Below are 16,756 nucleotides of genomic sequence, written 5' to 3'. Positions count from 1 at the left end.
CTATCTGCCCCCTGCAATATCGATAAATGATCCTGTGACATAAGAGGCTTCGTCACTTAATAGCCAAGCGATCGCATTTGCCACTTCTTCTACCGTGCCACCGCGTTTAAGAGGAATTTGAGGGCTGAGTCTATCTACTCGGTTTGGTTCTCCGCCGTCGGCATGCATATCAGTGTAAATGAAACCAGGTCGAACGCCATTGACGTGAATATTGCGCTCTGCCAACTCTAGCGAGAGCCCTTTAGTTAAGGTATCCATCGCGCCTTTTGATGTGGCGTAATCGACATACTCAAATGGCGCGCCTGAGCGCGACGCTCCAGAGGAGACATTCACAATTGCACCGCCTGCACTGAATCGCCTCGCCGCTTCTCGACAGCAGAGAAAACAGCTATTCACATTGGTGTTCATTACTTTCTGAAAGCGTTCCAAGCTGATTTCTGACAAAGGCGATTGAGTAAATAGGATGCCAACGTTGTTGACCAAGTGCGTCACTGCACCAAATTCACGTTCTGTTTCATCAAACAAGGAGAGCACTTGCTTCTCATCGGCTACGTCTGCGGCGATGGCAATCGCTTTTCCACCGTTTGCTTGTATTTCTGCCACAACTTGGTCGGCGGCCTCTTGCTGAGTGCGGTAATTAACGCAAACGCGATAGCCTTGCTCGGCCAGCTTTTTTGCCGCTGCGGCTCCAATGCCTCGGCTTGCGCCGGTAATGATGACTACTTTATTCAAAATACGTCCTTATTTATGTAGTGAGTAGATTTTATCGGCGTAGGGTTTGCCACCAATTTGGTATGCGTCTGGAATGACCTCAATGAGTTCGAAACCACATTTTATCAGGACACGCTCTGATGCAATATTGCCTTCAGTGACCGTCGCGGAAAAGTGGTTGATGTTATGTGTCGAGGTTGCCCAGTATAGAAGCGCTTGAAGAGTTTCTGTTCCAAACTGTTGGCCATGAAATTCCGGCAAAAGTAAGTAACCTACCTCTGCCTTACCGTTTTCAATAGCAAAGCCAGTGATGCCGATGGGTTGTTCAGATTGCTTATCGAGTATTACAAGGCAAAGCCAATGCTGGCAATTTGGGGTCCATGGTAATAATCGCGAAGCAAATTTTTTTCTTATTTCTGTTTCGCTGGGACGATCGAAACAGAGCGCAATAACCTCTTGTTCGGAAAGTAATCGTTGAAAGAGTTCCCAGTCACTGGCTTTGATGGGTCTTAATTGGCTTCTGTGCGTCTCGATGTAAACTGACATGCGTGTCCTTACTGCATCAATGTGGAGATTCAGTCTCTCATCCTCTTATCTGTTTAATCAAATAGTTGCATTCATAAAAGTGATTTATGTGGTGAATAGTTGGCTGGGTAATGGATTGTTGCCATATATTCATCTTTGAGATGCAAATAACAAAATTTCATACTTGAGGCATACAGAGCAACACGGAAATGATGTGGATCAAGAGAGGACTACCCATAAAGTAGTAATTTGCGACCTATAATTACATTTTATTTGGAAGTGTTGCTAATTATGTCAATAAAAAAACGATATGTTGCACTGCTGGTTGCTGCCGGCATTGGTGTGGGCTGGTTAACTTTGGGGGGGAGTGCGGCAGTAATGCATTACACCTCAGATACTGAATTTTGTCTCTCGTGCCACTCTATGGAAACCCCTTACAAAGAGTACCAAGGCTCAGTGCACTTCAGTAATGCGAAAGGCATTCGCGCGGAATGTTCTGACTGTCATATTCCTCAAGAACCAATGGATTACCTGATCACCAAAATTCGCGCGTCGAAAGACATCTACCATGAATTTGTGACAGGTAAGATCGATACGCCAGAGAAATATGAAGCACATCGTAAAGATATGGCTGAAACGGTATGGGCTCAGTTCCGTGAAAATGATTCAGCGACGTGTCGTTCGTGTCATGATTTCGATGCAATGGAAGAGTTTGAGCAATCACGTGATGCGGCGAAGATGCACGCTTACGCGAAAGCAAACGATCAAACGTGTATCGATTGTCATAAAGGTGTGGCGCACTTTGCACCAGAAGCAGAGCTAGACAGCAAGGCATTTGAAACGTTGATGAGCTTCACCACAAAAACATCACCTAATGCCAAGGTTGTTTACCCTGTGACTGAAATCGCAATGGGTGAGATGGGTAAAATTAACCCAACGACGAAGTTGGAAGTAATCAGCTCTGAAGGCGACAACCGCACTGTTAAGTTGAATGCATTCCAAATGAAAGGCGCAGAACAAGTGCTTTACATGGGAGAAGGTCAACGTGCCATCGTTGCAACGCTAACAGAGCAAGGCCAACAAGCGCTTGAAACTGGTGAATTTGAGGCAGATGTTTACGGCAACGAATGGCGCGCGGTTTCTCTAACTGGCGCTATTGATTCTCCAGTTGTTGACACGCTTGAACCCGTATGGTCATACGCAGAAGAGTTGGACAACGTTTACTGTGCAACTTGTCACGCGAAAATTCCTTCAAATCACTTCACAGTGAATGCATGGGGACCGGTAGCGAAAAGTATGGGTGATCGAACTGATATTTCAGCCGAGAACCTAGAAATTCTAACCAAGTTCTTCCAGCACCACGCGAAAGATGTGGTTGGTCACTAACGATAAATAGAAGGATAAGATTATGACTAATATGACCCGTCGCGGATTTCTAAAAGGCACTGGTATGGCGGCTGGTGCAATGGCATTCACTTCATTTGCACCTATGTCTGTTGCTTCTTCTAATGCTCGCGGCAAAGGCATTCTAACGGCGGGCCGCATGGGCCCAATGCTGTGTGAAGTGCAAGACGGTAAGTTGGTTTCGACTACTAATGCTCTTCCACAAACTGTACCAAATAGTCTACAAACTACTGGGCCTGACCAAGTGCATACCAAGGCGCGTGTGAAGTACCCAATGGTACGTAAAGGCTACTTGGCAAACCCATCGTCGCCAGAAGGTGTGCGCGGTAGTGATGAGTTTGTGCGTGTGTCTTGGGATGAGGCTTACAAGCTGATCCACGAACAGCACATGCGAATTCGCAAAGAATATGGCCCGGCTTCTGTGTTTGCAGGCTCTTACGGCTGGCGTTCAAGTGGCGTGCTGCACAAAGCACAAACCTTGCTGCAACGTTACATGAGCATGGCGGGTGGCTATTCAGGCCACTTGGGTGACTACTCAACGGGTGCTGCGCAGATCATCATGCCGCACGTTGTGGGCTCTATCGAAGTGTACGAGCAACAAACCACGTACCCAGTGGTATTAGAGCACAGCGATGTGGTTGTGCTTTGGGGCTTAAACCCAATCAACACTCTAAAAATCGCGTGGAGCTCAACAGACTGTGCTGGTCTTGAATTCTTCCATCAATTGAAAAAATCAGGCAAGACGGTTATTGCGATTGACCCAATTCGTTCTGAAACCATCGAGTTCTTTGGCGAGAATGCGGAGTGGATTGCTCCTCACCCAATGACCGACGTGGCAATGATGATGGGTATCGCACACACCTTGGTGAAACAAGGTAAGCACGATAAAGCCTTCCTCGATAAATACACCGCAGGTTACGACAAGTTTGAAGCGTACCTGATGGGCGAAGAAGACGGTGTAGAAAAATCAGCAGAATGGGCATCACAAATCTGTGGCGTACCTGCGAAGCAACTTGAGCTACTGGCTGACATCTTCAGTAAAAACCGCACCATGCTGATGGCGGGTTGGGGCATGCAGCGCCAACAATACGGTGAGCAGCGTCACTGGATGCTGGTTACACTGGCAACGATGTTGGGCCAGATCGGTTTACCGGGCGGTGGTTTTGGTTTCTCTTACCACTACTCAAACGGTGGTAACCCTGCTCGTGACGCTGGAGTACTTCCTGCGATTTCGGCATCGCTGGGTGGCGGCTCTTCTGCGGGGAACGACTGGGCGGTGTCTGGCGCGGTGCAAAGCTTCCCTGTGGCGCGTATTGTCGAGGCGTTGGAAAACCCAGGTCAATCCTACCATCATAACGGTCATGAACTGACGTTCCCGGACATCAAGATGATTTGGTGGGCCGGTGGTGCGAACTTTACTCACCACCAAGACACCAACCGTTTGATTAAAGCGTGGCAAAAGCCAGAGCTTATCGTTATCTCTGAACCATACTGGACGGCGGCTGCGAAGCATGCGGACATCGTTCTGCCAATCACCACATCGTTCGAGCGTAACGACTTAACGATGACGGGTGACTACAGTAACCAACACTTGGTGCCAATGAAGCAAGTGGTTGAGCCGCAAGGTGAAGCGCGTAATGATTTCGATGTATTCGCGGACATGGCAGAGATGCTAGCTCCGGGTGGCCGTGACGTATACACCGAAGGCAAAACTGAAATGGAATGGCTGTACGGCTTCTACAAGGCGGCGCAACAAGGTGGCCGTGGCTCTCGCGTAGCAATGCCGAACTTCAGCAAGTTCTGGGAAGATAACCAACTGATCGAGATGAAGTGGAACGAGAAGAACGCACAGTTTGTTCGTTACGCAGATTTCCGTGAAGACCCGATCATGAATCCACTCGGTACACCAAGTGGTAAGATCGAAATCTTCTCGAAAACCATTGAAGGTTATCAGTTGGAAGACTGTCCTCCACATCCAACGTGGATGGCACCAACCGAGTACACTGGCAATGCAAAAGACGGCGAGTTGCAGCTAATGACCGCGCACGCAGCGCATCGTCTACACAGCCAGTTTAACTACGCGAAGATTCGCGAAGAGTACGCAATTGCAAACCGTGAACCTATTTGGATTCACCCTGAAGATGCGAAAGCGCGTGGTATTAAAACGGGCGATTTAGTTCGTGCGTTTAACAACCGTGGCCAAGTATTGGTTGGTGCAGAAGTGACTGACCGAATCAAGCAAGGCTCAGTATGTATTCATGAAGGCGGTTGGCCGGATTTGGATCCGAAAACCGGCATTTGTAAGAACGGCGGTTGTAACGTGTTAACGTTGGATATTCCGACCTCTCGACTTGCAAACGGCTGTGCGGCGAACTCGGCACTGGTTCGTATTGAAAAATACACTGGCCCAGAATTAGAACTAACAGCGTTTGAACCACCAAGAAATGGTTAGAAAAAAGTAGCGCTTTAAAGCAAGAAGCCAGCGAATCGCTGGCTTCTTTTTTTATCTAGTCATCGTTCACATTAGCGCGAAGCAAGAGAAACAAACGGCATCTGTTTCTTAATCTGAAATGTCGGGAGTAAAGTAAATACAATCGCGACAAACAAGACTGAGCCTATTAAATCTTCAGGGCGATGCATGCCCAGCCATAAGCGGCTATATGCGACGCTCATTCCCCACATCCATAATGACAGTGCAGAGATATAGCACTTGTTCTGTAAGAACAACCCGCCAAAGAAAGCCAAACAAATCGAAACGAAAATCGTATGGCCGGATGGGAAAGAATAGTCTTTTTCGCCTTGCCAATGGCGCGTTCGCCAATCACTGACGTGTTCAGAAATCTGGTTAATTACGTTGGCTTGCTGCTTTGTATCCAACTGATAAAACGTTTCTGGTGTTTCAATCAATTGTTCTGCTGCGAGCAATTCCGTGTAGGGACGCGGGCTTTCTGTCATCAGTTTTAGCCCCGTTTTGCTGGCAAAGCCAATCACCAGTAACAACCCTAACATTGAGAGTTTTTGCATCCACTCAGTGCGATTTGGTTTAAAGCGAAATAAAGAAAGCAGTAGCAGTGTTAACGTAATTAAAAAGCCTTTGCTACCAGCAGAATCTGTGAGCAAAGTAAAAGTAATACCCAGACTTTCAGGCACCTGTGACGTGAGATTGTGATAAGAGCCAAACAGCGACATCGGGATGATGCCAAGAACAAGCAAGGCGAGCATCATCAATCCATATTTTTTGGTTTTCATTGAGAGCGTTTTGTTTTTATTGAGGGTTATTCAACCACGTGAAAATAAGGGGCTTATCTTACGTTATCTGGCGTGAAAAACTTATCAACGCTCTGTCAATTTGACGAGGGAATGAAGGTTGAGTGATGAATTGATGACATTTATCCGGAGGGTAAAGGCGCTCATCCTTAAGCGTTGGGGTCTTAATCCATCAGAGAAAGTAAGTACTCTGCTGCTTTGGTTGGGTTTTCTGCATGACAAATGGCAGAAACCAAAGCCAAACCGTGTACACCTGTCGCACTCAGGGCAGGAATGTTGGTTTCGTTAATGCCGCCAATGGCAACAATCGGCAGTGAAGTCGTCTCTAACGCCATTTTCAAACCATCAATACCCCAATGTTTTTTGGTGTTGGTTTTGGTCGGCGTCGCGAAGATGGCACTCAAGCCGATGTAATCAATGGGCAGAGACCCCGCCTCTGCCAACTGCTCTTCAGTCTCAATCGATAAGCCGAGAATCTTGTTTGGGCCAATCAATTGACGAGCGATCTCTGCTGGCATGTCTGACTGCCCGAGGTGAACACCATCGGCATCGACGGCAAGGGCAACATCAACACGATCATTGATGATTAACGGGACGCCAGTGCCTTCAAGGATCGTCTTCACGGCTTGAGCTCGTTCAATAAATGCACGAACGTCACCATGTTTTTCGCGCACCTGTACCATGGTGACCCCACCTTTCACGGCTTTTCTCACAACACGCTTTAGTGTGGCTAAATCTTGTTGGTCGTCGGTGACCAAATATAAACGATAGGCGTTCATTGTGTTTCCTTTGGGCCTCTCCTAGATGGAATGAGAGGCCGGTATTTATTAGAGCAAAGCTTAGCTCACTTGCAGCTTTAAGCGTTTTGCCAGCGTTTCTTCATCCAACTGGTAAAGCTCATCCAACAGGTTCATTTGCAGGCTACCTGGGCCGCGAGCTTGTTCCGCTGCAATCTCGCCAACAACGCCCAGTACCGCCGCTGCAGCAAGGCCGGTATCATCACCAACAGCAGCGAAAGCACCCGTCAGTGCCGTTAGTGTACAGCCCATTCCGGTTACGTAAGGCATCATCTCGTGACCATTATTCAACTGGACGGTTTGCTCTTTCGTGACGATGTAATCAGTCTCGCCAGAAATCACTACACTTGCACCATACTCTGCGACTAAGAAGTTGGCTGCGCCAAGTGCTGCGTCGCTGCTGTCTAACGCATCAACGCCTTTGCTTTGTGCTTGCTCGCCAGCGAGAGCGATGATTTCTGAAGCGTTACCACGAATGATCAACTTGTCTGCAAGGCGTGCGATTTCACGTGATGTCTCTGTACGTAGTGAGCTTGCTCCGCAACCGACAGGGTCGAGTACAACGATTTTACCATTGGCATTGGCTTGCTCTACGGCATAGCTCATACGTGGTGTCCAAACGCTGTCTAGGGTACCAATGTTGATAACCAGTGAACCCGCGAACGACATCATCTCTGCCATTTCCTGCTTGGAGTGCGCCATGATTGGAGAAGCGCCGATCGCTAATAGTGCGTTTGCTGTGTTATTCATCACCACGTAGTTAGTGATGTTGACGACTAATGGCTTTTGCTGGCGTACTGCGGTTAATGCTTGGGTGATTTGTTCAATTAACATGAGACTCTCCGATTAATCTTGCTGAGCGTTTAGACCTTGTTGCCAGAATGCCACTTCCATACGCGTTGCAGTTTTGAATACCTGAATCAGGTTTTGACCACGCTGACTATTGATATCGATTTCCGCCAATAACTGATTAAAGTGTTCTGCACCTTTTGCGACACCAGATTGGAATTCCTCACCACCGTAGAGGTTGATCCAACTTGCGTATGGGTTACCTTCGAGCACAGTGCTTTCGTCTTCAATCAGCATCTTACCGATTACGGCATAACCGATAGAGCATGGTGCTAGTGCCGCGTATAGATCAACAAGATCGCCCGTCATGCCAGCATCTAATACGTAACGGGTGTAAGCCACAGTGCCGAAATCTTCTGGCTCGTTTTCTAAGTCGGATTCTGTCAGTCCCCATTGCTCACAGTAAGTCACGTGGTGGGCGATTTCAGAATCGAGCAATGCGTGTACGCTTGGTAGGGCACGGCGCATGTCATCCAAAGTACGTGCTTTGTAGATCGCTAATGCGTAAGCTCGTGCGTACTGCTTTAGGAAAAGAAAATCCTGCTTTAGGTAATGCAGAAAACAAGGCTGAGCCAGAGTGCCTTGCGCCAATTGCTGCACGAAAGCATGCTCAGTGTATTCTTGCCAATCTTGGCGGCAAGCGTCGATCAAATCTTGGTATTTCATTATGAGTATCTCGTTATCAAAAGACCCTAGGCTTAGATCCTAAGGTCAGTAGAATTAGTCAAAGCTCGGTACGTAATCTTTCGCTTTTGGCAGTGTTTCGATGATGTTTTGTGAATACATGAACTGCGCATAATCATCGTAGCGTTTCAGATCTACTGCGGATGGACGAAGAGCGAAACGAGTTAGCGTGTCGTTCCAAGCGCGTTGGTTAAGCTCGTTGTTGAGCGTGTCTGGTGAATAAGCCACGAACTCTTTCCACGACTCTTTTGGATGGTTAATGATGTAAGTGGTCGCTTGCTCTAGTGCTTTGTTGAATGCCTTGATGGCTTCTTTGTCGTAGTTTTTTGCATTGGCTACGAAGACTAACTCGTCATACGCTGGCACGCCGTGTTCTTCAGGGAAGAAGGCCTTAGCTTTATAACCTTCTAGTGCCAGTTGGTTGGTTTCGAAGTTACGTAGACCGCCCCAAATCGCATCCACCTTGCCAGACGCAAGAGACGAAGACAGCGCCCAACCTACGTTGATGATTTGTACGTCAGAAAACTTCACGTTCTCTTGAGCTAGCATGGTGCCGATTGTCGCTTCTTCGTTGCCTGCGATCGCAATACCGATCTTCTTGCCTTTCAAGTCGCCAAGGTTTTCATTCTTACCGTTATCCAGCACCATCAACGTGTTGAGTGGCGTAGCAATCAAAGTCGCAGAGCGGATTAGTGGCAAACCCGCCGCGACATCGATAGTTAGGCTTGGTTGGTAAGAAATCGCCATGTCGACTTTACCCGCCGCGACCAACTTAGGTGGCGTGCTTGGATCTGCCGGCTCTTGAATGTTGACCTTCAAACCTTGTTCTTTGAAGTAACCACGCTCTTTGGCAATCACGATAGGACCATGATTTGGGTTGACGAACCAATCCAACATCAGTGTCATCTCTTTTTCTGCTGCAAGCACATTGGTTGATACCACTGAAGCGAGTAGAGCAGCAGCGCTCATAAGTTTGTTTTTATTCACGGGGTTCTTCCTTTTCTTTCCCAATTTTCTTTGGTTATTTTCTGTAATTATTTGCTTTCCCAAGGGATGGCTTTTTTCAATAATTTATCGGTGATGAAGTAGAGTGAGATAGACAGCACGGCTAGGATAAACAGCGCCGCAAACATCTCATCAATGATCATGCGAGCATTAGCTTGGAGCATCAGATAACCCAAGCCTTCACTTGAACCTACCCACTCACCGACCACTGCTCCAATCGGCGCAATAACGACGGCAACACGAATGCCTGAGGCTAAAGTTGGTAGGGCGGCTGGCAATTGAATATGACGAAGTAACTGCCATTTAGACGCGCCCATGGTCTTGGCAAGGTCGAGGTAACCTGTTGGTGTATTACGTAAGCCGTCGTAGCAACATGTGGTGACGGGGAAAAAGATGATGATCGCCGCCATGACGACTTTCGATGCAATGCCGTAACCCAGCCAAAGCATGAGTACTGGCGCGATGGCGAACACAGGGATCGCTTGGCTAGCAATCAGAATGGGCAGTAACCAACGCTTCAGCGGTTCGAACATCAGCATTTGCAATGCGAACAGCAAACCCATTGATAATCCAAGCGCCAAACCAAGTAAAATCTCTTGCGCGGTAACCCAAGTATGTTTGAGCAAGACATCGTAACGAGTGACCAATCTATCCAGCACTTCAATTGGTGAAGGTAAGATGAAGCTTGGCATGTCGAATACCACAACAACCAACTGCCACAATCCCAAGATCACCGCTGTGCTAATGACCAAGCGCAGAGCCGGATGGGTCACGCGTTCTTTTTTACTAATGCGTGCCGAAACGGAGTTGTACTGAGTCATATCACTCATAGTCTTTCTCCAGTTGATCCAAAATCTCTTGTTGTAACGCCGCGCACTCTCCATCGAGAACTCGGGGCGGCTTGGAGTCTGGAACGACCAAGTGCTGAGCTTGCGCAGGTGTGCCTTGCAACACATAGAGTTGGTGAGCTAATCGCACCGCTTCTTGTGGGTCGTGGGTAATCAGAACAACCGTCTTATCTTTCAGCAATTCGGCAGACAAGGTTTGCAACTTATGACGAGTAACCGCGTCCAGTGCAGAGAAAGGCTCATCCATCAGAACTAGAGGCTTGTCTTGCATCAGAGTGCGAGCAAGGGCAACACGTTGTCTCATGCCGCCAGAGAGCTGAGCTGGCTTAGCATCCGCGTAATCGGCGAGTCCCACTTGGCTTAGTAAAGTCAGTGCACGTTGTCTATTTTGCTCTGGTGCTTGCACTTGAGAAAATCGAGAACTGAGGCAGACGTTGTCTAACACATTCAACCACGGTAGCAATAAATCCTGCTGAGCCATGTAAGCGATACGGTCATGCAGTGCAGCGCCATCCGTTGTGATGAGTTCGCCATGCCAGTCAACTTGGTCATCCAGTAGGCCAGCTAAGTAACGCAATATTGTGGTTTTCCCGCAGCCACTGCGACCAAGTAACACTGTCCATTGATTAGCAGGAATAGTCATACTCAACCCTGCTAGCGTTGGCGTTTGGCTGTCTTTGTATCGCAGACTAGCATCGGAAAGCTGAATGCCAATCGCGTTAGCGAACATAAGTATGACCCGCAAAAAAGTGGTTCACAGGGCCATGGCCTTTACCTACATCCAATTCATCAGCGTGTGCGATAGCTTGGCTGATGTACTGCTTACCCAGGTGCACCGCTTTGTGTAGGTTGTTGCCTTGGCCAAGATAAGACGCAATGGCGGAAGAAAGTGTACAGCCTGTGCCATGAGTGTTTTTGGTTGGAAATCGCTTGGCGCTAATTAACTCGGCACTGTCTTGCATGATAAGCAGATCGTTGCTGTTTTCATTTTCTTCAAGGTGACCGCCTTTGAGCAGAATAGCTTTGGCGCCAAGCGCACGAAGGTCGGTAATCATATCGTTCATTTCAGATTCTGATTGAGGCATTGGCTTACCCGTCAATGCTGCGCCTTCGGGTAGGTTAGGGGTAATGATGTCTGCGAGCGGAATCAATTCTTCTTTTAAAGTGCGGATTGCCGACTGTTCCAGTAATAGATCGCCGCTGGTGGCCACCATTACAGGGTCAATCACGAGGTGTTTTGGCTGGTATTGTTTAATTTTGTCTGCAACGACTTTGATGATGTTGGAATCTGCCAGCATGCCCACTTTGACTGCAACGATGTTGAGGTCGGTAAATACTGCATCAAGTTGGCTCTCCACATGGTCGAGAGGAATGGGGAAAATCGCAGAAACGCCTTGGGTATTTTGCGAAGTAATCGCCGTGATTACCGAGCAAGCAAAACTGCCGGTTGCGGACATCGCTTTGATGTCGGCTTGAATACCTGCACCGCCACCACTGTCTGAGCCCGCGATGGTCAATACGATAGGGGTAGGCAAGGCTGGCGTGTGATGTGAATGAGGTTGTGATTGCTGCGTCATGGTCGCTCCTACTACAAGACGTATAGGAACTGACTTTGACCGTTGCAGATAGATCGATTTTTCGATCGCTATCGCTTACCTAAGAGGGGCGACGAAAGGCAAAGTGTGCATAGTTCCCTACGTCAGTGCTAACTGAATCAGGTTCAACGGGTCTCGAATTTCGATCTCAGCCAACACTTGTCGTGTGGCCCCCCGACTATTTCGTTCGGATGATAGCAGGACCATTGCGGAAGGGATACGTTTTTTGAGCGTAATTATAATGAGTATTCAATTATGCGAGGTGAGTGATAAAGTAAGCACCTAAATGGTTTGCTGGGTGGAATTTACTAGTGCAACGCTCTGGTGAATGAGCAGAACCTGGAATATTTAATAAATAATCGTGGTCTCGTTAAGCAAGGATTAGCACAAAACAAGGTTAAAAAACTGTTAAAATTTAACGTGTTGCCAATTTAACTTTGTTGAACTTTTTCACAGTTAATTAGGAAGGCTAAGACGATCATCGAGCAAGGAGACTTCATGCTTAATTCTGTAACAGCGAAGTCAGTGATCGATCATGCGCTCTTTTTGGGGGCTGATTTCGCTGAACTATTCGTTGAACATCACCAAACCAACACTGTCCAGATCGCATCTGGTGAAGTGGATAAGGTTAACTCGGGTATCGATTTTGGTATCGGTATTCGTCTTTTTTTCGGTCATAAGGTGCTTTACGGTTACACCAACAGCACAGATGAAGCCGAACTAAAGCGCGTAACCTCGCTGCTTGCTGCAAAAGACAAGCGTGAGCAAATCGCGTCAGCGGGTTCTTTGAATTTGAACCGCTACCCAATCCAACATGGTTGCCGCATGCCGCTAGGTAAGGATGCTAACCTAGATTCAAAAATCGCGTTTCTATTGAAAGTTGACCAAGCCGCACGTGCTGAGAGTGAACATATCAGCCAGTTTATTGGCAGCGTTCTTCAGCGCGAGCAACAAGTGTCTATCTTCAACTCAGAAGGTCTACACGTTGACGATACTCGCCACTACATTCGTGTTGCTGGTAACACTGTCGCGCAAAAAGGTAATGAGCAGTCTTCTGGTATGGAAGGTCCTGGCGCTCTTGCTGGTTGGGAATTCAGTGAACAGCTTGATGCCAAAGAGCTAGGTCAAACTATCGCGCAGCAAGCGTTAGTAAAACTTGGCGCGGATGCTTGTCCATCGGGTGAAATGCCGGTGGTGATTGGTAACGGCTTTGGCGGCGTTATCTTCCATGAAGCATGTGGTCACTTGCTAGAAACCACTTCAGTTGCGAAGAAAGCATCAGTCTTCCACGACAAGATGGGCGAAATGGTTGCTCACACCGCAGTGAATGCAGTCGATGATGGCACCATGACCAACGAATGGGGCTCGATTCACATTGATGATGAAGGTATGAAGACTCAGCGCACTCAACTGATCAAAGACGGTAAGCTAACCAGCTTCATGGTCGATAAAATGGGTGGCATGAAGACAGGTTATGAGCCTACGGGTTCTGGTCGTCGTCAAAACTACAAGTTCGCACCAACCTCGCGCATGCGTAACACCTTTATCGAAGAGGGCGAGCATTCACTTAATGACATGCTGGCAGGCATCGAACGTGGTATCTATGCGAAGAAGATGGGCGGTGGCTCTGTTCAACCGGGTACGGGGGAGTTTAACTTTGCTGTTCGTGAAGCCTACCTCATTGAAAATGGCAAAATCACCAAGCCTCTGAAAACAGCAACGCTGATCAGCACGGGTCCAAAAGTGTTGAAAGAAATCAGCATGGTCGGCAAAGACATGGCGCTTGCGCCGGGCATGTGTGGTTCCGTGAGTGGTTCAGTACCAACAACTGTCGGTCAGCCAACGCTGAAAGTAGATAACATTCTGGTAGGAGGCGGTAACTAATGAGCCAAGAACAACAACTTCTTAATGCGGTTGATTACGTCCTATCAGAAGCAAAACGCCAAGGTGCAGAAGCGGACGTCATTGTAAACCGTAACAGTAGCTTTTCTTTGAAAGCGAACCAAGGAAAGCTGGATGAGTACAAAGTAAGCTCAAGCCAAGTTCTGGGTGTTCGTGTTGTGAAAGATGCGCGTGTTGCAACAAGCTATTCTGAGTCGTTAGAGCAACCAAGCTTGGATTTAATGCTAACTAATGCGCTGCAAAGTGCTCGCTTTTCCAAGCAAGATGAACATCAGACTATTAGTTGCGTTAACAGCCAAATCACGACTGATGTTGCTGAGATTGTGCAAGAAGATACCACTTCTGTTGACGAAAAAATCGAACTGTCTCTCGCACTTGAGCAAGGCGTAGTGGCTCTGCCTCACGCTTCTAGCGCACCTTACAATGGTTACAGCGATGGCGAAACACAACTGATCATTGCCAATACTCAAGGCACATTGTGTCAACACTTCGAGCGCTCGTTCACTTGTTACGCGTATACCTTGTTTGAAAAAGACGGCAAACAGTCAATGGCGGGTAGAATGTCACTTGGTCGCCGTTTTGATGAGTTGAATCCAGCTTACTGTATCGAAGGTGGCTACAACCTTGCTCGTGATCTTCTGGAAGGTGCTCCGGTTGCGACAGGTAACTACCCTGCTATTTTCCACATTAATGCGCTAGCAAGTTTATTCGGTGCTTTCGGCAGTGCTTTCTCTGGCGTAAGCGCGATGAAAGGCATTACGCCACTGGGTGACAAGCTTGGTCAACGTGTTGCGAGTGATTTAATTACCTTTACTGATACGGCTTACATGCCAAATGGTATGGCAATCGCGAGTTTTGATAGTGAAGGCTTCGCTACTCAAGATAATGTCATGATTGCTAATGGTGAGTTGAAAACCTTGCTACACAACAGCCAGACCGCAAGTTATTTGGGCGCAGTCTCGACAGCAAGTGCCGCTCGCGGTGCAAAATCGAGCCTAGACGTATCAGCGAATCACAAAGTGATTGCGACAGGCAACAGCAGTGCGTCAGAAGTAAAAGCGGGTGAGTACCTAGAGTTAGTCGAGCTTCAAGGTGTCCATTCTGGTGCGGATGCAGTGAGTGGTGATTTCTCATTTGGTGCGAGTGGCTTCTTGTGCCGTGATGGAGAGCGCGTTCAACCAGTTCGTGGGATCACGGTAGCGGGTAACTTCTACAAGATGCTGCAAGAAGTTGAGGCAGTGGGTGATACTCAGTTAATTAACGATAGCCGAACTTTCTTCTCGCCAGACGTTCGTTTTGCTCGTTTGAGCATTGGTGGTAAGTAAACTTAGCATCCCTATAGAAACAAAAAAGAGGACTCAATGGAGTCCTCTTTCATTACCTAGCAACGTGTGCGCGAATAACTAGAATTCGCGTATGTCCAACTCATTGTGGATCAATACCACACACTGAGAAGCGAAAAGCATCTTAGGACCTAAGCTGATCTTCTCTGTGCCAAGGCGCTTTAAGCTGTTAAAAGACTTTTTCGGCATCGGTATATGGTCAGTTAGCAAGAAACATGGATTTTCACCAATTTCTGCATCACGAACAAATTCGCCTTTCTTATCCAACATATATAGTTGGTGATCTTCTGCCAGCTCTTGTACTAGGCGTTCAAAGCTCACTGTACGAACGGTAATACCAGGTTCGACTTCACGAAGTTGCTCTTTACCCATACCAACCGAAGCATCCAAAGCGCGAGCCACTGCTGCAATCAAGGTTGACTCATGGAAGCCGCCAATGTTGGTGATGTCGTTGGAGCGAATAGTAATGGTGCGTGAGAAGTCTTTTGTGCTTTCCAAAACCAAGTGAACAACCACATCTTCACGGTGTGATTGAGCAACGAACATAGTGTTCATCATGGTATGAGCAAGAATCTCTGTATGCGCTTCATTACCAACACCTTCTAACAGTGCTTTGCTGGTGGTTGGCGCCGCGCGAGCTCGTAAAACAAAAGAGCGCATGAATTTAGCCTCTATATAGGAAGAGTGAATGCGCGGAAGTATATACCCAAGCAGGGAAGGGATGCGAGTTTAATAGCAAATGTGAACTTACTTACAAAGCTTCGATTGTCGTGCGGAGTGCGCTGGTTAAAATAGAGGTAACCTGTTAGGAGCGGTATATGGAAATCAAACAGATAAATAAAGACATTTATAAAAAGAAAGTAAACCTTGTGATTGGCGGTTTTGTTGCGTTGCTCGCCATCTCCTCTCTTGCCTTTAGTACCTTGTTGATTGTTTTGTTTGGCAACACTGAAGTCGTACCAGAACAATCAACGGGCAATTTCCATTGGAATTTGATTGGTGTCGTTCTCGCAGTTGCAACTTCCCTCTCTTTATTGAATCACATTAAAACTCGACCATACATGGAAGAAGTGCTGTACGTTTGGAAACTCAAGCAACTGCACAACAAAATCTTTCGTAAACTAAAAAGCATTAAAGCAGCCGCGAGCAATGACGATGTAAAAGCGCTCACTACGCTTAAGTTCTATTACACCACGCAACGCCAAGTGTTTGAGCTAGACAACAACATATTAACGATGAGCAGTGTAAATAAAGAACTAGAGGCTATCGAGCAAATCGAAGCGGCGCAATCACTGAGTCTTGATATCACCAGCTTTAAAGAGAGCTGGGTAGACACATACTGATTGCCTATTTGTTACTTGAAGTTAACAACTGAGTGCTAAAATTAAGCGTTTGAGTGAGATTTAATCACTCGATGCTTTTTTTTAAGTTTTTTTCTAAAAAGGGGTTGCCAAGAAAAATCATCTCCCTATAATGCGCCTCCGTTGTCAGGGCAAAGCGGAAACGCAAAAGCAATTGGCAATAAGGCGAAAGAAAGCTTCTAAAAATTAATTTTAAAAAGTGTTTGACACTGAAAGTTAATTCCTTAGAATACGCCTCCGCTTCGATAGCAAAGCTTATGAAGCAAGCTCTTTAACAATATAGACCTATCAATCTGTGTGGGCACTCGTTGATGATAATCCAATTAGATACCTCGGTATCAAATTAGGTTTCAATGAAACGAAGTGACCATTGAATCTTCGGATTCAGCACAGTCAATTCAAACATTACTTTATGTAATGTTCAGTATTCATTGAGCCGAACAAAATCTTAAATTGAAGAGTTTG

The 16,756-nt window shown here is 47.1% G+C and carries 16 protein-coding genes and 1 riboswitch; of the genes, 5 read left to right on the top strand and 11 right to left on the bottom strand.

The annotated features are described in order from the left end of the window. Both KI742_RS05500 and KI742_RS05495 read right to left on the bottom strand, forming a co-directional pair. Positions 1-732 (bottom strand): glucose 1-dehydrogenase, encoded by a 732-nt coding sequence (locus KI742_RS05500; RefSeq protein WP_285385406.1) that lies wholly within the window; start codon positions 730-732, stop codon positions 1-3. A gap of 9 nt (positions 733-741) precedes the next feature. Then, positions 742-1,257 (bottom strand): GNAT family N-acetyltransferase, encoded by a 516-nt coding sequence (locus KI742_RS05495; protein ID WP_170897422.1) that lies wholly within the window; start codon positions 1,255-1,257, stop codon positions 742-744. 270 nt (positions 1,258-1,527) lie between these two features. On the opposite strand from KI742_RS05495, the gene KI742_RS05490 reads away from it, so the two are divergent. Continuing rightward, on the top strand, positions 1,528-2,622 hold the full coding sequence (locus KI742_RS05490; RefSeq protein ID WP_005374302.1) for a NapC/NirT family cytochrome c: 1,095 nt from the start codon (positions 1,528-1,530) through the stop codon (positions 2,620-2,622). A 22-nt stretch (positions 2,623-2,644) separates the two neighbouring features. Further along, positions 2,645-5,092 (top strand): trimethylamine-N-oxide reductase 2, encoded by a 2,448-nt coding sequence (locus KI742_RS05485; protein WP_193837836.1) that lies wholly within the window; start codon positions 2,645-2,647, stop codon positions 5,090-5,092. Between the two features lie 71 nt (positions 5,093-5,163). Here the strand turns inward: KI742_RS05485 and KI742_RS05480 are convergent, their stop codons facing one another. From KI742_RS05480 to thiD, 8 genes are all read right to left on the bottom strand, one after another. Further along, positions 5,164-5,889 carry a phosphatase PAP2 family protein gene (locus KI742_RS05480; RefSeq protein ID WP_262606669.1) on the bottom strand — a complete coding sequence of 242 codons (726 nt, stop codon included), beginning with the start codon at positions 5,887-5,889 and terminating at the stop codon, positions 5,164-5,166. Positions 5,890-6,071: 182 nt separating this feature from the next. Beyond that, the gene (gene thiE, locus KI742_RS05475; RefSeq protein ID WP_253657617.1) at positions 6,072-6,686 is read right to left on the bottom strand and encodes a thiamine phosphate synthase; all 615 of its coding nucleotides are present in this window, start codon (positions 6,684-6,686) and stop codon (positions 6,072-6,074) included. 60 nt (positions 6,687-6,746) lie between these two features. Beyond that, positions 6,747-7,538, bottom strand: coding sequence for a hydroxyethylthiazole kinase (gene thiM / locus KI742_RS05470; protein ID WP_151515186.1), 792 nt, complete (start codon positions 7,536-7,538; stop codon positions 6,747-6,749). A 12-nt stretch (positions 7,539-7,550) separates the two neighbouring features. Continuing rightward, positions 7,551-8,219 carry a thiaminase II gene (gene tenA, locus KI742_RS05465; RefSeq protein ID WP_053304011.1) on the bottom strand — a complete coding sequence of 223 codons (669 nt, stop codon included), beginning with the start codon at positions 8,217-8,219 and terminating at the stop codon, positions 7,551-7,553. Positions 8,220-8,273: 54 nt separating this feature from the next. Beyond that, positions 8,274-9,224, bottom strand: coding sequence for an ABC transporter substrate-binding protein (locus tag KI742_RS05460; RefSeq protein ID WP_285385407.1), 951 nt, complete (start codon positions 9,222-9,224; stop codon positions 8,274-8,276). 47 nt (positions 9,225-9,271) lie between these two features. Next, positions 9,272-10,072, bottom strand: a complete 801-nt coding sequence (locus tag KI742_RS05455) for an ABC transporter permease (protein ID WP_009706843.1) — start codon at positions 10,070-10,072, stop codon at positions 9,272-9,274. Beyond that, positions 10,065-10,820 (bottom strand): ABC transporter ATP-binding protein, encoded by a 756-nt coding sequence (locus KI742_RS05450; protein WP_285385408.1) that lies wholly within the window; start codon positions 10,818-10,820, stop codon positions 10,065-10,067. Before KI742_RS05450 ends, KI742_RS05455 begins: the two co-directional genes overlap by 8 nt. Beyond that, complete coding sequence (gene thiD, locus KI742_RS05445; protein WP_151515184.1) at positions 10,810-11,667, bottom strand: bifunctional hydroxymethylpyrimidine kinase/phosphomethylpyrimidine kinase; 858 nt, start codon at positions 11,665-11,667, stop codon at positions 10,810-10,812. The genes KI742_RS05450 and thiD overlap by 11 nt, the downstream gene beginning before the upstream one ends. A gap of 97 nt (positions 11,668-11,764) precedes the next feature. After that, positions 11,765-11,872, bottom strand: a riboswitch (TPP riboswitch). 311 nt (positions 11,873-12,183) lie between these two features. Here thiD and KI742_RS05440 point away from each other — a divergent pair. Next, entirely contained in the window at positions 12,184-13,569 is a 1,386-nt protein-coding gene (locus KI742_RS05440; RefSeq protein ID WP_017820998.1) for a TldD/PmbA family protein, read from the top strand. Beyond that, positions 13,569-14,912 (top strand): TldD/PmbA family protein, encoded by a 1,344-nt coding sequence (locus KI742_RS05435; RefSeq protein ID WP_130545267.1) that lies wholly within the window; start codon positions 13,569-13,571, stop codon positions 14,910-14,912. The genes KI742_RS05440 and KI742_RS05435 overlap by 1 nt, the downstream gene beginning before the upstream one ends. Positions 14,913-14,990: 78 nt before the next feature. On the opposite strand, the gene trmY is transcribed toward KI742_RS05435, so the two are convergent. Next, the gene (gene trmY, locus KI742_RS05430; protein WP_017634347.1) at positions 14,991-15,590 is read right to left on the bottom strand and encodes a tRNA (pseudouridine(54)-N(1))-methyltransferase TrmY; all 600 of its coding nucleotides are present in this window, start codon (positions 15,588-15,590) and stop codon (positions 14,991-14,993) included. 158 nt (positions 15,591-15,748) lie between these two features. Between trmY and KI742_RS05425 the strand changes: the two genes are divergently transcribed. Further along, positions 15,749-16,273, top strand: a complete 525-nt coding sequence (locus tag KI742_RS05425; protein WP_285385412.1) for a DUF3087 domain-containing protein — start codon at positions 15,749-15,751, stop codon at positions 16,271-16,273. Positions 16,274-16,756 lie beyond the last annotated feature (483 nt).

Source organism: Vibrio sp. D417a (assembly GCF_030248595.1).
Classification (GTDB): Bacteria; Pseudomonadota; Gammaproteobacteria; order Enterobacterales; family Vibrionaceae; genus Vibrio; species Vibrio alginolyticus.
This window is presented reverse-complemented; position numbering and strand designations above follow the sequence as displayed.

Coding starts and splice junctions, on each gene's coding strand:
- KI742_RS05495 (WP_170897422.1), bottom strand. CDS start 1,257: ATGTCAGTTTACATCGAGACGCACAGAAGCCAATTAAGACCCATCAAA.
- KI742_RS05440 (WP_017820998.1), top strand. CDS start 12,184: ATGCTTAATTCTGTAACAGCGAAGTCAGTGATCGATCATGCGCTCTTT.
- thiM (WP_151515186.1), bottom strand. CDS start 7,538: ATGTTAATTGAACAAATCACCCAAGCATTAACCGCAGTACGCCAGCAA.
- thiD (WP_151515184.1), bottom strand. CDS start 11,667: ATGACGCAGCAATCACAACCTCATTCACATCACACGCCAGCCTTGCCT.
- thiE (WP_253657617.1), bottom strand. CDS start 6,686: ATGAACGCCTATCGTTTATATTTGGTCACCGACGACCAACAAGATTTA.
- KI742_RS05455 (WP_009706843.1), bottom strand. CDS start 10,072: ATGAGTGATATGACTCAGTACAACTCCGTTTCGGCACGCATTAGTAAA.
- KI742_RS05450 (WP_285385408.1), bottom strand. CDS start 10,820: ATGTTCGCTAACGCGATTGGCATTCAGCTTTCCGATGCTAGTCTGCGA.
- KI742_RS05490 (WP_005374302.1), top strand. CDS start 1,528: ATGTCAATAAAAAAACGATATGTTGCACTGCTGGTTGCTGCCGGCATT.
- KI742_RS05480 (WP_262606669.1), bottom strand. CDS start 5,889: ATGAAAACCAAAAAATATGGATTGATGATGCTCGCCTTGCTTGTTCTT.
- trmY (WP_017634347.1), bottom strand. CDS start 15,590: ATGCGCTCTTTTGTTTTACGAGCTCGCGCGGCGCCAACCACCAGCAAA.
- KI742_RS05485 (WP_193837836.1), top strand. CDS start 2,645: ATGACTAATATGACCCGTCGCGGATTTCTAAAAGGCACTGGTATGGCG.
- KI742_RS05425 (WP_285385412.1), top strand. CDS start 15,749: ATGGAAATCAAACAGATAAATAAAGACATTTATAAAAAGAAAGTAAAC.
- tenA (WP_053304011.1), bottom strand. CDS start 8,219: ATGAAATACCAAGATTTGATCGACGCTTGCCGCCAAGATTGGCAAGAA.
- KI742_RS05435 (WP_130545267.1), top strand. CDS start 13,569: ATGAGCCAAGAACAACAACTTCTTAATGCGGTTGATTACGTCCTATCA.